Here is a 15,333-nt window from a genome sequence, read left to right as displayed (position 1 = left end):
ATAACCACCCGGATGGTGGGTCATCACATCAGTTAGTTGCCGGGCTGCCTTGCTCAATCAACGCTGAAACATCAGACACGGTAAACGAGCCTGGTTTCTGACGTGGCGGGAAATCTTTAAAGCTCTGAATCATCTCCGTGGCGTATTTCTGCGCTCCGCCAAGCAGGAAGAGACGGTCATAGAACCAGTGGTTGTAATCCATTCCGTCACTGCCTTTTTCGAGCGGATCAATTTCCAGATCGAAAAGCAGTGGCGTGCGCAATTTAACAAACGGATATTTCCATAAATCCAGACCTGTATGTTCCTGAATCATAAAGTGCGCCTTCCAGCGGCCATAACGCATGGCCAGCAAATCGCCGTCATCGCTCCAGTAGAAGAACTCTTTGCGGGGATCTTCCTGCGTTTTACCGGTCAGGAAATCGAGTTGGTTGTAGCCGTCGAGGTGAACTTTGTAAGTCATTGCGCTGGTTTTGTAGCCTTTTAACAGCTGTTGCTTGATATCAGGCACGCCAGCCGCCGCTACCAGGGTCGGGAACCAGTCATTACTGCCGAATATATCGTTGACCATAGTGCCCGGCTTGATATGCCCCGGCCATTTAACCATTGCCGGTACGCGGAAACCGCCTTCCCAACCGGTGTTTTTCTCACCACGGAACGGCGTCATACCCGAGTCAGGCCAGGTGGCGATCATCGGGCCGTTATCCGTGGTATAGAGAACGATAGTGTTATCTTCGATGCCAAGGTCTTTGATTTTCTTGAGAACTTCCCCAACCATTTTGTCATGCTCAACCATGCCATCGGCGTAGTCACCCAGACCCGTTATCCCCTTACTTGCGGGCTTAATGTGGGTTTTATTGTGCATCCGGGTGGTGTTAAACCAGGTAAAGAAGGGCTTATTGGCTTTTACCTGACGCTCCATAAAATCATTATTGGCCGCCAGCGTTTCCTCATCTACTGTCTCCATGCGTTTCTTGTTGAGTGGTCCGGTGTCTTCAATTTTTCCATCGGCAGAGGATTTGATGACGCCACGCGGGCCAAATTGTTTACGGAACGCAGGATCTTTCGGATAGTCTTCGTTTTCCGGCTCTTCTTCCGCATTCAGATGGTAGAGGTTACCCATAAACTCATCGAATCCGTGGGCGGTAGGCAGGAACTCATCTCTGTCGCCAAGATGATTTTTACCAAACTGTCCTGTGGCATAACCCAGTTGCTTGAGAACGGACGCAATGGTCGGGTCTTCTTTCTGCAGGCCCTGCGGTGCGCCCGGCATCCCGACCTTACTCATCCCGGTACGGAAGGGCATCTGGCCGGTGATAAAAGAGGAGCGGCCGGCAGTAGAACTTTGTTCAGCATAATAAGAAGTGAACTTAGCGCCTTCCGCCGCGATGCTGTCGATATTGGGCGTTTTGTAGCCCATGGTCCCCTGGTTGTAGGTACTCAGGTTCCAGTAGCCGATATCATCACCAAAAATGACGACGATATTGGGTTTACCATTATTTTTTTCGGGGGCGGTAGTGGCGGTATTGCTGTCCGGTGCCGCCTGCGCACTGAATGAACAGCAGGCAACGGAAAGCATCGAGGCGAGCAATGTTTTGCAAAAAGGCATTCGTGACATTTTGCGCTCCAATGGAGTTGAGCTTCGGGTTTACCACTGCCGGCAAGACGTTGACGACAATGAGCATGCACTACTTAGGCGATATTTCTCCTGTACAGATAAAACCGGTTTAAAATGCGCGGTTGTAATTCACACCAAAGAAATAGAGGGCTGGCGTGTCATAGCCTCCCTCAAGCAGTGGCGATGCAACGTGAGAAGAGTCGATATGGGCATATTCAAATGCTGCGCCGATGCTGCTGGTTTTATCCAACTGATAACGCGTGCCCACTCCCCAGCGCCAGGTATCCCCTGAGGGCATGGTCAGAGAAGTGTCGTTCTGGTTACGGTAAAAGCTGCTGTCAAAAGCTACGCCCGTGTTAAAAGTCCATTCGTCAGTCGCACGAAACTGCGTTCCCAGCGCCAGATGCCAGGTATCACGCAGGCGGTCATGACCTGAGACCGGCCTCCCGCTTACCCGAATCTCACTGTTGCTGTATTCGCTCCAGTCCTGCCAGCCAATATCTCCCATGATCGCCCAGCGATCGTTGAAGTCGTGATACAGGCTGGCCATCACCTGTTGCGGGGTATTGACGGTAGCGGCAATGGGCAGAGTGTAAGAAAGGGAGTTATTTAGCTGAGATAATTGAAGCGTTGAATTTATATTGAAATGATAATCCGTGCGGCTGGTATAAGTAATCCCGGCGCGGGTTTGTTTATTAAATTGATATAATGCGCCAACTTTGGCATTTAACGCCCAGTCATGATCTGACTGTTCCTGAGTATCCCCCTGAACATTCTGTCGCTTCAGGGATAATATGCCGTAGTTAATGCCCAGCCCGGCACCGAATGAGAGCGCATCGTTATATTGCCAGGCGACAGCTGGCATTAACGTTAATGCCAGTAAAGTGCTGTCTTTGACTAGGTTCTCACCCGCCCAGTCACCGAAGTGCAGACCCAGTCCATAGTTGCCGTACAGACCAATACCGGCAGTAATATCCGGCGCAATTTTTTGCGTGTAGAAAGCACTGCCGCCAGGAAACCAGCCGATCACGTTGCCAGGGCTTTTACCCTTTAATTGGGCGTCATCACTAAGCCTGTAGGGCGCATCGCCATACAGTGCCTGGCCACCCAGAGAGAGTGAGCGGTCCGGGAGAAGCGTCATCCCGGCAGGGTTGGTGAAAAGGGTAGCAGCATCCTGCGCACGAGCAGCCTGACCGGCACCCGCCAGACCAAGATCGTCAGTGCCAATTTCATAAAGATATAAGCCGCCTGCAAAGGTGTGACCAGAGAATAAGACTACACTGCTTAGCCAAAATAAATGCTTCATGTTTCACCTGAGAAAGTGATCTAAAAAGTATATTTTCAGTGCCAGCTAATGATGAGTTCTTTATAAAAAATCACACTGTATAACGATAATTATTGGGGGGCGTGGTTTTCAAAAAACCATTGTAAATAGGGTGTTACAAGTGACGTTTTCTCACTATAGATGTTTTTTTACATAAGGCAAATTTCTGCAATGTTTTTTAAAAGGGTCATCACAAAACGTTTGCGCTTATATTTTTAAATTATCTCTGAATACAGGTGCTTATAATATTAAAGTTGCTCTGCTAATTATTAATAAGGCTATGAGTTCAGAAAATATTTTTTAGATTTATTTGCAGAAATAATACTTAAGACAATGGATTATAAGAATATATTCTGGTGTGACCTTCAGACCTCAGACCTGAACAGTCTTTTGTGGTTCGACGGATGCCGGCCAGCCTGATACAGGACGAACCGGCAACGGAATTTTGCTGAACGTTTAAGGCCTTCGTTTAGCGGCGATTTTTCCCGGCGGGCAACCTACAGTCCTTTTAAACGCTTTTGCGAATGCGCTTTCGGACTCATACCCGGATGCTGCGGCAATCTGTGCGATCGTCTGGTCTGAATAATTTAGTTGCTCACAGGCAAGCATCATTCTCCACTGTGTAAGGTATTCAACAGGAGCTGTGCCTATGGTCTGCTTGAAGTGTTTTGCAAATGCTGCACGCGACATCCCAGCCTGACCGGCGAGCTGAGCCAGCGTCCACTTGTATTCGGGGTTCTGGTGCATACTGGCCAGCGCAGCGCTGAGTTTTTTGTCCCTGAGAGCAAAAAGCCAGCCCGCGTTGACCTTCTGATTATCATTTGCATAGAGCCGCAGGGCTTGTATCAGCAGCATAAAGGCCAGTTGCTGCACAATCAGCCCGCTGCCTGGCTGCGGCTCCCGGATCTCCTGAACCATCCTCTCCAGTGCCCATTGCATCGCTGCCTTGTCCGAAGGATCCCGGATATGTACAACGGGCGGCAACGCCTCTAAAAGCATATTCGCAGCTCGCCCGGCCAGAAGAAAATGGCCACCAACCAGCAAACAGCCTGGCTTTTCGCCCGCTGCTTCGGCTGAAGCTGAAACCATCGCAGTGCGGACTGTCGTAAAATCTACCGCCTTAGCGGACAATTCTGTCGCCAGCCTGAAAGCGGGGCCGGGTGGCAGCAGGAAGCAGTCCCCCTTCTGAAGCAGCAACGGATGCGGGCTACCTTCCACAGACAGCCAGCACTCGCCAGATACAATGGCATAGCACTTAACGCCGTCATGAGATGGCCATTGCACCGACGATTCGGGCGCAAGCATCACACCGCCTGATACATAACTTTCGGGCCTGAGAAGTGAGAGTAGCTGTGACAGTAAATCCATGTAGATTCCAGACTATCAGACATAAAAAAGCGACTTTACCACATAGATAGTATTGCTGACCGCGCTTAAAGTGATGATGCCGGATTGATGATGCAATCCTCATTACTGACAGGGTGAACACAATGCGTATATTTCTCACAGGGGCTACTGGATTTATTGGTTCTGCGGTTGCAGCAAAACTGATCGCTGAGGGATGCAAAGTAACAGGGCTTACCAGAAGCCAGCAGGGAGCAGAAGCGCTGACCGCCTCAGGCATTGAGCCTTACTTCGGCGACATGACCGATCTGGAAAGCCTGCGGCGCGGCGCAATGGCAAGTGATGCCGTCATACACACCGCATTCAATCACGATTTTACAACCTTCACTACAAACTGCGAAATGGACCGGCTGGCGATTGAAGAAATGGCCGGGGTGTTAAAAGGCACGCCAAAACCGCTGCTTATTACTTCTGTTGTAGGATTGGGTTCACAGAAACCGGGTGCTATGGCTGTCGAGACCCACTTTAATCCTGAACATATGAACCCTCGTAAAGCATCGGAGCTGGCTGGCGTCGCTGCGCTAAGCAATGGCACCAATGTGTCTGTTATCCGATTATCACAGGTTCACAACACTTTAAAACAGGGGCTGATTACGCCGCTGGTTGAACTTGCCCGCGAGAAAGGCGTATCGGCGTATATAGCCGGAGGTGAAAATCGCTGGTCAGCTGTACATGTCAGTGATGCGGCATCCCTTTATATCCTGGCCCTGAAACGAGCGGTACCGGGCAGTCGATATCATGCTGTGGCGGAACAAGGTATTACATTAAAAGCCATCGCCGGGACCATCGGGCGTACTCTTAATGTGCCGGTTAAAAGTATTGATTCGTCTGAAGCCTCAGAACATTTTGGCTGGCTGAGTAAATTTGTTGCTGAGGATATGTCTGCATCAAGCGCAATTACACAGGAGCAGCTGAAATGGCATCCCAAAGGAGCGAGCTTACTTACCGATCTTGAGCAGATACGTCCTTAACTGAAAAAGAATAAAGTCCGCTGATCGCTTAAAGCGGACATAAGACTGACGTTAGTCCGCTTTGTGCCAGAAGCGGAAGTTCGACTTTTTGTACATATCCTCAACACGACATTTTATCCATGCCAAAAACTTTTTGAAAATATCGAATGGGGAGGCGTTGCACAAGTGTCAGACAGGCAGCGCGCGATCTTTCACAACCGTTTTCATAACCAGTGTTGAGGTAAGCCGCTGCACACCTGAGATACCAGAGAGTTTTTCATCATACAGCTCCTGAAAAGCCGGCAGGTCACGGGTGATAACATGAAGCAGATAATCCGGATCGCCAAACAGTCGCTGCGCCTGAATAATTTGCGGTATCTCCTCTACTGCCGCCTCGAAGGCGGCGACCGCCTGTCGGTCTCCATCGCGCAGTGTGACGAAAACTATGGCTGAAAAGTTCAGCCCGAATCTGGCCGGATCCAGATGCGCCCGGTAGCCGCTGATTACCCCTTCCTGCTCAAGGGCTCTGACCCGGCGCTGGCATGATGACAGGCTGATCCCCACCCGTTCCGCCAGGTCAGTGAGCGAAAGCCGCCCGTCCTTCTGAAGCTCTGCAAGAATATTGCAGTCTGTTCTGTCCATTCCTGAAAATCTCCCGTCTTGACTCATTTTTTAAGCTGTAAATGAAAGCACATTCCGCTTACAAAGCGATATTCTTTCTTCAACTTTTAACGTATCAGTCAGGTAAAGGTTTCCCTGGATGCAGCTTTCTAACACTGATCAATGCCCGGTCAGCGATGGGGTCGATAAGGATTACGCCACATGTCACTGAGTATGTTCGCCGCCTTCTGGGCTGTTTCCGTGCTTTTCGTAATCACGCCCGGCGCCGACTGGGCTTACGCCATTTCAGCCGGCATCCAGGGACGCCGGGTTGTGCCGGCAGTTGCCGGCATGCTGAGCGGCCATCTTGTTGCAACGCTCATAGTGGCAGCGGGGGTCGGCTCAGTCATTGCAGGCACGCCGGGCGTACTGACGTTCCTGACCGTAGCCGGGGCGGCCTATCTGCTCTGGCTCGGCCTCGGCATGTTGCGCCATCCGACAGCGCCGGCGGCGGAGCAGAATGATGATGCAGGTTTGCCACTGAAATGGGCGCTCAAGGGCTTTTGCATCAGCGGGCTAAATCCGAAGGTTTTTCTGCTGTTTCTGGCCCTGCTGCCCCAGTTCACTGACGTCCACGCTGCCTGGCCGCTTCCACTGCAGATGATCGCGCTGGGGCTGGTGCATGTGGTTAGCTGCGGCGTGGTCTACCTGCTTGTGGGGTATGGCTCCGGTAGGGTGCTTGGGACGCGACCGCGCGCCGCACAGAATGTCAGCCGGATGTCGGGCGCCCTGATGATCATTATTGCGGCCCTGCTGCTGGCAGAGCAGCTTCTCTGACGCATGAGCATGAAGGCTTATAACAACGCATCATGCAGCAGGGACTCTATGAATACACTCAACGTCAGCCCGAGCTTTAGGGTTTCTTGCAAACCGAGCAATACAATTAGCGTTGCGAAAGCTGGTATTATCGCCCCCGCAACATCCTTCATCAACGTAACGAATTAGCAGAGAACACCATGTCATCAGTCACACTGACACATCTGAAAAACCTCAAGCAGCGCGGCGAGAAAATCACCATGCTCACCTGCTACGACGCCACGTTTGCACACGAGCTGAGCACGGCAGGCGTTGAGATGCTTCTTATCGGCGATACGCTGGGAATGATCCTGCAGGGCCATGACAGCACCCTGCCGGTCAGGCTGGAAGATATGGTTTATCACACGGCCTGCGTTAAGCGCGGAAACAACGGCGGCTTCATCATAGCCGACCTTTCATTCATGACCTGTTCTTCGCCTGAGCAGGCACTGCACAGCTCCGCGCAGTTAATGCAGGCCGGTGCGCAGATGGTCAAGATTGAAGGTGGAGAGTGGCTGTGCGACACAGTGCGTCAGCTGACGCGTAACGGTATACCAGTTTGCGCCCATATTGGACTCACCCCTCAGTCGGTTAACGTCTTTGGCGGTTTTAAAGTGCAGGGACGTGACAGCCTTCAGGCGGCCGCACTGGTCGACACCGCGAAAAAGCTTGAAGAAGCCGGCGCGGCAATGGTGCTGGTTGAAGCCGTCCCCGCTTCGCTGGGCAGAGCGCTGAGCGGGGCTGTGTCCGTACCAGTCATCGGCATTGGCGCTGGCCCGGATACAGATGGACAGGTTTTAGTGCTGCACGACATGCTCGGCCTGAGCATCACCGGCAGGGCCCCGAAATTCGTCAAAAACTTTATGAAAGGACAGCACGACATTCAGGGCGCGTTAAAAAGTTACATTGCCGCCGTCAAAGACGGCAGCTTCCCGTCGGCGGAGCACTGCTACTCAGAATAAGTTACAGATGCAGCCGCTTATATTAGCGGCTCATACCTGTAATCTGGCTAAAGAGCCTAATCACCGACGTCCGCTGTTCGCTCTCAGCAGACGTAAGAGCTATCACACTCACTTAAATCTTTCCGTTGTTGCGTATCCATATCTGACACAAGCGTGAAGTCCCGCCGCTCTTAAGGCCGCTTCGCACAGGAATAGTTACCCCCTTTTTGAGATAACGCGCCAGCTTCATTTCCCATTAACTTTAAAGTTGGGTGCCAGTCCAGGTTGTAGCTTAAGTGTAATGTTCAACACTAAAGGTTCACCGGACCTAAAACTTTACCGTCAGAAGGAAACTGCCGACGTCAGGGGTCCGGAAATTATGCATTTCACACAGGCATCCGCCATAAAGCCGGCTCACCGAACTGGAAAGAAATTATATAGACAACTTCTTTTCTGACAGAGTGTTTGGCTAATAAGAAAAGGACTAAATTGATATTTCCTGTAGCACTGCCACCGGCTATACCGACACCATATGGGCAATTCACCGTGTGGCATACACCACACCGGGAGCCTTCATGGCGATAAATAAACATATTCGGTAGTTAAACGCTCAGAATAGACACTGCCAGTTGTGCGGCTAAATCATGTATAAAGATTTTACTCAAGCTATCATATGAACGATAATTTATGGCACATTAGCTGAGGTTTAAGGTTTAATATAGCTCATACAGGGAGGAGAGATACGTGATGTTTTTGTAGATACAATATATCAAGGTAACAGAACAGCACCAGAAATGGTGAAAATTATGGCGCGAGGAGAGGGTCGAAATGAAATTATTAAATACCTCAGGAACGACCCAATTTTAAGTGGGGACAGAAGAAGAAATGAAATCAGAATAAGGGGGCTAAGTAAATGAATAAATTCAACCCATTGAGTGTATTTTTTGCTCTGACTTTATCCTTCTCATTAAATTCATATGCAGAATCTAATGCGCAGAGCATTGTGGAAAATAAAGATGTTACCGCCTGCACAGAAAAATATGGCGATAATAATAGTGAGTGTTTGACTTCCGTGAGTGAATCTGCAGAAAGAAAACTAAATGCAGCCTACCAGGATAAGTTAAATGAAATCTCCAATTACGATTTCAGCCAGTGGTGGATGGGTGATAAAAATCAAAGGGAAGACATGAAAAATGCCTTTATCCGAAGCCAGGAACTATGGTTGAAATATCGTCAGGATTACTGCAATGCGGCCAGCGCTGGTGCTGAAGGGATTGATGGTTACAGTTCAGTAATGCTAAGTTGTCAGATGAATCTGGGGTTAAGACGAATTGAAGAAATTAAGATGGTACATCCAAATCTTTCAGACGGTTAAAATTAGTCAAAAAAGTCTCTTATGAATGTTTACTATTAATAATTTTTAAAATTAATGGTCATAAGGTTCAGTAAGTGCTCAATGTCCGCTCCTCGCTCACAGCAGACTTCATTCTGCCGTCTTATGCCAGGAGCGGCAGTTTGAGCTTAAAACGTCAAACAATGGAAGCACGATGCAACTTTTGCCGCATCGCAGGTGAAAAGTTTTGTGGGATTGAGGATGGTGCTTATAGCAGGTAATACCAGAAGGGGCACAGTACAGTGCATGCTTTAAAATTTAATAAATAATGCCCTGAGACAAACAATACCGGGCATTGATTTATGCTTAAGCTGATTTGTAACGTGCTTCCAGCTTATCCAGGAACCCAAAAAGCACCTGATTCATTTCGCTGTAATCGTGCGCACGAAGTTCATCAGGCGTGTTAACAAAGCGGTATTCTGCTGCACGGCTCAGGTCTTTCTCTGAATGGGCAATCAGCAGCTCAACAACGTCCAGCGTCAGTTCCATATGGCACTGGAAGCCAAACACGCGATCTGAGTATGAAACGATCTGACGCGGGCAACCTTCGCTGTAAGCAATGATTTTTGCACCAGGGGTCAGGCCCGGCATGTCATTATGCCAGTGACCTACTTCCAGCGTCCGGGCAAAGTGAGAGAACATCTCATCCTTGCTGCCATCTTCTGTCAGCGTGATCGGAAATTTACCAATCTCTTTTTCAGGGCTGTGCGCGAACGGCGCGCCCAGCGCTTCACCGATCAGCTGTGAGCCCAGGCAAATACCGATCACGGCTTTACCGGTTTTCACCGCCGAAGCAATCAGTACCTGCTCACCTTTAGCATCGAAGTGCGGGCACTCTTCCTGTGTAGTGACGGGATCCTGCGGGCCGCCCATCACGATCAGGAAATCAATACCTTCAGCGTCCGCTGGCAGCTTATCACCTGCGTAAACGCGTGAGTAAGTCACGTCATGGCCGTGATTTCTGGCCCAGGTTTCGTAGGCGCCAGGTGCTTCAAATTCTTCATGTACGATGAAATGTACGCGCATTGCAGAGAACTCCATTAGTGATGTTCTGGCCAGCTCAGGCCATGTTTTTGGCTTGAATCTGACGCTGCTGTGCCAGAATCCCGGCCAGGGATTTTGCGATTAATTCAGTTTCCGGTGCATCAAGATCAGAGATGGTGATCCGCACCCCAGAACAGGCATTGTCCAGGATAAAACCTTCTCCGCCCCGAACCAGCCAGCCCCTCTGCGCCATTTGCATAACTGTTGTCGCGCTATGCCGGGCGAGCGGAACCCACACGTTCAGGCCATCGTGATGGCCAGACACCGTGACACCGTGCTTTTTTAACGTAGTGACCAGCAGCTCCCGCTGCCCGAGATAACGATCGCGTGCGGTTAGAATTGATTGCTGAAAGTCTGGCGAACGCATATGACCCACAGCCATATCCTGCAGAATGTGACTTACCCAGTTAGTCCCGGCATTCAGGCGCTGGCGTAAACGCTGTGAGGTTTCCGCATCGCTCGCGACAAAGGCCATACGCAAATCTGGCCCAAGAAACTTGGACATTGAGCGGATAAGCACCCAGTTACGGGAATTCGCCGGAACAATGTGGTGATAATCCTGTGTTGAAAGCAGCGAAAAGTGGTCATCTACTATCACCAGAACCTGAGGATAGCTTGCCAGCAATGTACGAATGCCTTCTGCCCGACCAGCGCTGAGGCCAAAGCCGGTTGGGTTGTGGGCTCGGGGCGTGATGATCACTGCCTGTACACCTGCAGATAGCTGGCGTGAAAGCGCCTCAATCTGCATACCTTCCGCATCCATTGCCACAGGCGCGGCCTGGAGGCGGCTGTATCTCAGGGTACTGATGCTGCTCAGGAAACAGGGATCTTCAACCGCCACGCGATCGCCTGCTATCAGGTAGCTGGCAAGTACCCTTTCAACGGCATCAACAGCACCGTTAGTCAGATTTAAATCAAAAGGCGTTTTGAGATCGGGCTGAAGCCATTCCAGACCCGCTGTCTCAAATTCCGGGCGGATCACGGGTTCGCCATACAGCCCCGGTGTTTTTCGGATATGCGCGGCAAGCTGGCTGACTGAGGGCAGAACAGAAGCTGAAGGATTGCCGCTGGCAAGATCACGGAGTACCAAATCAGGTGCGCTACCTTCGATATCAGTGGCCGTGATGGACTCGCGCACAAGGGTGCCGTTTCTTCCTCTTGATATGACAAAACCGGCGTCCGTCAGGCGCTTATATGCAAGGGCTACCGTATTACGATTAATGCCCAATTCACCCGCCAACTCGCGCAGCGTAGGGAGCGGGGTTCCGGGAGCAAGTTCGCCAGCCTGAATCATTGCGCGGATCCGATCGAATACTTCACCTGCTGTTTTGCCACTTATTTTCATTGATCTGGTTCAAATAAAATTTTAGCCTAGGTCAATGTTAAATGAGTGCCAGGCTCTTGTCTATACGCCATGAAAAATGCCCAAATCTTAAACTCTGACACTCAGCCTCGCCACGAAATGCATCATCGCTGGCCACATGCAGAAAGCGTACAGGCTTTCATCGACAACCTGACCGCCGAGCTCAGATGCCGATCGCGTGCAGGCCTGCCAGGGTCATCTGCGTCACTGCCAACGCTGTATACGTCGTAGAACACCAAGCACATAAGAACGCGTCAAAGGGCACAGGCGATCTGTTTATTGCGGAACTCACAGCAGGTTTACTTCGTGGGTTGCCGCTTGACCAGGCTGAAGCGCTCATCACAAAGCTCCAGAACGTACTTTTTGTTGAGGAAGGGGGTCTTGAGTCAGATGGGGTTCGGATCAGGAAAGATGCCTTCCTGAGAGCAGCCCTACGGGTATCAAAATTATCAGCAGTGAAAAGCTCTTCCGCAATGTATGAAATTATTTAACTCAATTATCGTGAGAGAGAACCATGAGCGACAATCAGACTATCCGTATCGCCTCTGCCATTATTACTGACGCATTGGGGCGCTGTCTTCTGGTCAGAAAACGTGGCACAACGCACTTTATTCAGCCTGGCGGGAAAATGGAACCCGATGAATCACCGGTAGCGGCCTTAACTCGTGAATTGCAGGAAGAACTGAATCTCAACCTGACCGGTCAAAATATCAGTTATGTTGGGCGGTTTACGGATGAAGCGATAAACGAGCCGGCTCGCGTCGTTATTGCTGAGATTTATCAGAGCGTTATTGGGGCAACCGATTTGAAGCCTGCAGCGGAAATTGAAGAGGTTATATGGTATTACCCTGACAGTCCGCAATCGATATTGCTGGCCCCGCTTACAGAAAATCAGCTGATGCCACTGATAGCAACTTTGCACCAGAATATTTCAACACCGCTTCGGGAATAGCGTTCCGTTTATTCGAGATCCCTGCGCAAAAAAAACCGGCTATGCTAGCCGGCCTAAGTAAAACAAACTTAATCTCGTACCACACGCATAATCATTTCCATGTGTAGTTCAGGAATTTTACCACGGTTATATAACCAGTCATGTAAGGTAAGTAAAAGGTGATGGAAATCACATTTTTATGCGGTCCATTGCGGTTACGGGGGACAAAAGCATTAATAAATTCAGATAAAAAAACCCGGCCATCACAGCCGGGAAGAGGATCAGTATTACTCTTGAACTACATACACGCAATCAACTGCATGTGTAGATTATTCAGCCTACTAAGCAGCAATGGTAATGGCTGTAGGGGGAGTCTTAGGTTTTAAACTTCAGGATTTTTCTGGTTGGAAGAAAGGTGAGGTTTTAGTGTCATCCGCGTGCAGACATAAAATGACCAGCATGCCTTGACGGTCGACCAGTTACTAACCGTCGCAATTTTCACCCCAAACATAATGCTCTGCATTATCCTTTGAAATCATCATCATTCACTTGTTTAGGCCCATCCCTGCACCTGAGCTTAAGTCATTTTCTGGCGTCCTCCGTTGAGGACAATAACTTAAACTGCTGTCTTAAATCGTTGAGTTACTATACTGACTAATGAAGTGGTAAGTCACATACGAGGCCGCACAGGTTTGATTACTTAAACCGGCCTTGTCTATGCCTCTCAGGAGAACAAAATGCAAAAGAGTCAATCCCTGAAAAGATTGCTAGCCTTATCGGCAGTAGCAGTGATGTTCGGTACCGCTGGCGTGCAAGCCCAGACGCCGGTGAGCACCGCGCAGAGCAGTGCCACAGGCCAGACCGGATCGAGTACCAGGCTCAGCTCCGGCGATGAAAAAGCGCTGAAGGACATGGCACAGGCCAATATCAATGAAATCGCTGCCGCCAGGATTGCGCTGAGCAAGGCTCAAAGCACCGAAGTCAAAACATTTGCTCAGCAGATGGTTGATGACCACGGTAGTGCCCTGACTAAGGTACAGGCGGTCGCCCGGCAAAAGGGCGTGGCACTGCCCACAGAGCCGGACGCCATGCACAAGGAGATGGCCGCCATGCTGGAAAAGCAGAGCGGCGGCGCATTTGACAAGATGTATATGGAAAACGCTGGCACCAAAGACCATATGATGGTGCTGTCGAAGCTGAAGAGTGACTCGAAGATGATCAAGGATCCGGATGTGAAGGCTCTGGCCGACGCGCATACGCCGGTCGTTGAGCAGCATCTCAAGTCCGCCCGGCAGATGTCAATGTAACCGGGCATGTCAGCAGATAAGCCACCCGTTCTTTCGGTGGGCACAGGGTTATATGGACCGGGCACCTTTATCTATGTGTCAGAAGCCAGTGATGGCACCCTCGCACGCTACGCGCTAAGCGAGCAAACCGGAGTGCTGCAACTGCTGGGGCACACCAAAGCCAACTAAGCGGCCCCTTTTATCGCCAGTCATCTCACCATGACCGATGTGAATACGCTAATCCTCGTGACCAACAGCTACAGCAGCCTGCCGGAGTCGCCCATACAAGATGTGGCGCTGCATGAGACTCCAAAATTAGTGAACGTTCATCTGTGCAGGCATTTTCAAAATCTCGCGGGCTTTTTCCACTTCCTCTGGTTTAACCGGAGGCGCGGCATTGCCCCAACTGTTACGTAAATAGGTTGCTGCAGCAGCGACCTGTTCGTCAGAGAGCTTCCAGGCAAAGGCGGGCATAGCGCCACTGGTTGGGTTTCCCTGCGTTACAGCTCCACGTCCACCCTGCAAAATGGTGGTAATGATGGTTGAAGAGTCAACGGCCATCAGTCCCGGATTTCCTGCCAGGCTTGCAGCCAGATTGGGAATGCCTTTACCGTCGCTGTTATGGCACGCCGTGCAGTTGGCTGAGTAGACATTTTCACCCATTCTCATCTGCGCAGTCTCCCTGGCCACCGGCTGCGGTTTTTGCGTGCCTGAATCAGGTTGGGATTTCAGGTATACAGCAATAGCACGTAAATCCTCATCCGTCAGATACTGGGTAGAATTGGTCACCGCTTCAGCCATCGGGCCCGATGCAACGGCAACATGGTTGCTCCCCAGTTTCAGATAATCAACAATCTGCTGCTGATTCCAGCTTCCGATCCCTGTGTAACTGTTTGAGGTAATATCCGGTGCATGCCACTCTGCCAGGTTGCTCCCCTGTAGCCATGCACCCGTATCACCGCCAAGAAGGTTTTTGGGTGTATGGCAGGCGCTGCAATGCTCGAGGCCCTCAACGAGGTAGGCCCCGCGATTCCACTCTTCAGACTGAGAAGTATCAGCATTGTAACCGCTGTTTTTAAAGAACAGCAGATTCCAGCCCATCATCGCCAGACGGATGTTATAAGGAAAACCGAGATTAGTGTCCGGCACTTTATAATGAACGGGCTCGACCGAGCGCATATACATCCAGAGGTCATGCATATCTTGATCGCTGACTTTGACATAAGCATTGTAAGGCATTGCCGGATAGAGGTTCTCTCCCTCTTTTCCTTTGCCATGACGCACCGCACGATAGAAATCATGCTCTGTCCAGTTACCTATGCCGGTTTGCGGATCCGGGGTAATGTTGCTGGCAAAGATCCCGCCAAACGGCGTACTTATTGAGTAGCCACCGGCAAATACATTTTTGCTCCCGGGTGCTGTATGGCAGGCTACACAATCCCCGGCCATGGCAATATACTTGCCCCGGGCTACGGCTTCAGCATCTGCCGGTGCTGGCTTTTGACTGGTCAGAATGGTGGTATCTGCAATGTCATCAGCGCTGGTATCTCCGTTTTCCCAAAGCAGCCCAGCTGCAACAGCCGCTGCGATGAAGGCAACACTGCCTAAAACTGTGGTTTTTTTCATA

Annotated in this window: 14 protein-coding genes; 7 read left to right on the top strand and 7 right to left on the bottom strand. The window is 50.5% G+C overall.

All coding sequences use genetic code 11. The features are described 5' to 3' along the window. Window positions 1–28: 28 nt before the first annotated feature. From VRC33_RS14455 to VRC33_RS14445, 3 genes are all read right to left on the bottom strand, one after another. Window positions 29–1,615 carry an arylsulfatase gene (locus VRC33_RS14455; protein ID WP_338556962.1) on the bottom strand — a complete coding sequence of 529 codons (1,587 nt, stop codon included), beginning with the start codon at window positions 1,613–1,615 and terminating at the stop codon, window positions 29–31. A gap of 109 nt (window positions 1,616–1,724) precedes the next feature. Further along, window positions 1,725–2,921 (bottom strand): outer membrane protein transport protein, encoded by a 1,197-nt coding sequence (locus VRC33_RS14450; protein ID WP_338556960.1) that lies wholly within the window; start codon window positions 2,919–2,921, stop codon window positions 1,725–1,727. Window positions 2,922–3,395: 474 nt separating this feature from the next. Continuing rightward, window positions 3,396–4,307, bottom strand: coding sequence for an AraC family transcriptional regulator (locus tag VRC33_RS14445; RefSeq protein WP_338556958.1), 912 nt, complete (start codon window positions 4,305–4,307; stop codon window positions 3,396–3,398). A 122-nt stretch (window positions 4,308–4,429) separates the two neighbouring features. Here VRC33_RS14445 and VRC33_RS14440 point away from each other — a divergent pair, with 122 nt between their 5' ends. Then, window positions 4,430–5,314 (top strand): SDR family oxidoreductase, encoded by an 885-nt coding sequence (locus VRC33_RS14440; protein WP_338564303.1) that lies wholly within the window; start codon window positions 4,430–4,432, stop codon window positions 5,312–5,314. A 168-nt stretch (window positions 5,315–5,482) separates the two neighbouring features. Here VRC33_RS14440 and VRC33_RS14435 read toward each other — a convergent pair whose 3' ends face one another. Further along, a complete protein-coding gene (locus tag VRC33_RS14435; protein ID WP_338556957.1) occupies window positions 5,483–5,935 on the bottom strand; it encodes an Lrp/AsnC family transcriptional regulator in 453 nt (150 codons plus the stop codon). A gap of 180 nt (window positions 5,936–6,115) precedes the next feature. Between VRC33_RS14435 and VRC33_RS14430 the strand changes: the two genes are divergently transcribed. The 3 genes from VRC33_RS14430 (at window position 6,116) to VRC33_RS14420 (ending at window position 9,064) form a co-directional block, all read left to right on the top strand. Next, window positions 6,116–6,730 (top strand): LysE family translocator, encoded by a 615-nt coding sequence (locus VRC33_RS14430; RefSeq protein WP_338556955.1) that lies wholly within the window; start codon window positions 6,116–6,118, stop codon window positions 6,728–6,730. A gap of 179 nt (window positions 6,731–6,909) precedes the next feature. Continuing rightward, on the top strand, window positions 6,910–7,710 hold the full coding sequence (panB, locus tag VRC33_RS14425; RefSeq protein WP_338556953.1) for a 3-methyl-2-oxobutanoate hydroxymethyltransferase: 801 nt from the start codon (window positions 6,910–6,912) through the stop codon (window positions 7,708–7,710). Window positions 7,711–8,602: 892 nt separating this feature from the next. Beyond that, entirely contained in the window at window positions 8,603–9,064 is a 462-nt protein-coding gene (locus tag VRC33_RS14420) for a lysozyme inhibitor LprI family protein (RefSeq protein WP_338556951.1), read from the top strand. 324 nt (window positions 9,065–9,388) lie between these two features. Here the strand turns inward: VRC33_RS14420 and VRC33_RS14415 are convergent, their stop codons facing one another. After that, window positions 9,389–10,108 (bottom strand): type 1 glutamine amidotransferase, encoded by a 720-nt coding sequence (locus VRC33_RS14415; RefSeq protein WP_338556949.1) that lies wholly within the window; start codon window positions 10,106–10,108, stop codon window positions 9,389–9,391. Between the two features lie 34 nt (window positions 10,109–10,142). Then, the gene (ptsJ, locus tag VRC33_RS14410; protein ID WP_338556948.1) at window positions 10,143–11,471 is read right to left on the bottom strand and encodes a transcriptional regulator PtsJ; all 1,329 of its coding nucleotides are present in this window, start codon (window positions 11,469–11,471) and stop codon (window positions 10,143–10,145) included. Window positions 11,472–12,003: 532 nt separating this feature from the next. Here ptsJ and VRC33_RS14405 point away from each other — a divergent pair. The 3 genes from VRC33_RS14405 (at window position 12,004) to VRC33_RS14395 (ending at window position 13,895) form a co-directional block, all read left to right on the top strand. Further along, window positions 12,004–12,441: an NUDIX domain-containing protein gene (locus tag VRC33_RS14405; protein ID WP_338556947.1), complete on the top strand. Its 438-nt coding sequence runs from the start codon at window positions 12,004–12,006 to the stop codon at window positions 12,439–12,441. A gap of 716 nt (window positions 12,442–13,157) precedes the next feature. Continuing rightward, window positions 13,158–13,727 carry a DUF4142 domain-containing protein gene (locus VRC33_RS14400; RefSeq protein ID WP_338556946.1) on the top strand — a complete coding sequence of 190 codons (570 nt, stop codon included), beginning with the start codon at window positions 13,158–13,160 and terminating at the stop codon, window positions 13,725–13,727. 6 nt (window positions 13,728–13,733) lie between these two features. Then, window positions 13,734–13,895 (top strand): hypothetical protein, encoded by a 162-nt coding sequence (locus VRC33_RS14395; RefSeq protein WP_338556944.1) that lies wholly within the window; start codon window positions 13,734–13,736, stop codon window positions 13,893–13,895. A 126-nt stretch (window positions 13,896–14,021) separates the two neighbouring features. Here the strand turns inward: VRC33_RS14395 and VRC33_RS14390 are convergent, their stop codons facing one another. Beyond that, on the bottom strand, window positions 14,022–15,332 hold the full coding sequence (locus VRC33_RS14390) for a cytochrome c (protein ID WP_338556942.1): 1,311 nt from the start codon (window positions 15,330–15,332) through the stop codon (window positions 14,022–14,024). Between the last annotated feature and the right edge of the window lies 1 nt (window position 15,333).

It is taken from the genome of Erwinia sp. E_sp_B01_1 (assembly GCF_036865545.1).
Taxonomy (GTDB): Bacteria; Pseudomonadota; Gammaproteobacteria; order Enterobacterales; family Enterobacteriaceae; genus Erwinia.
This window is presented reverse-complemented; position numbering and strand designations above follow the sequence as displayed.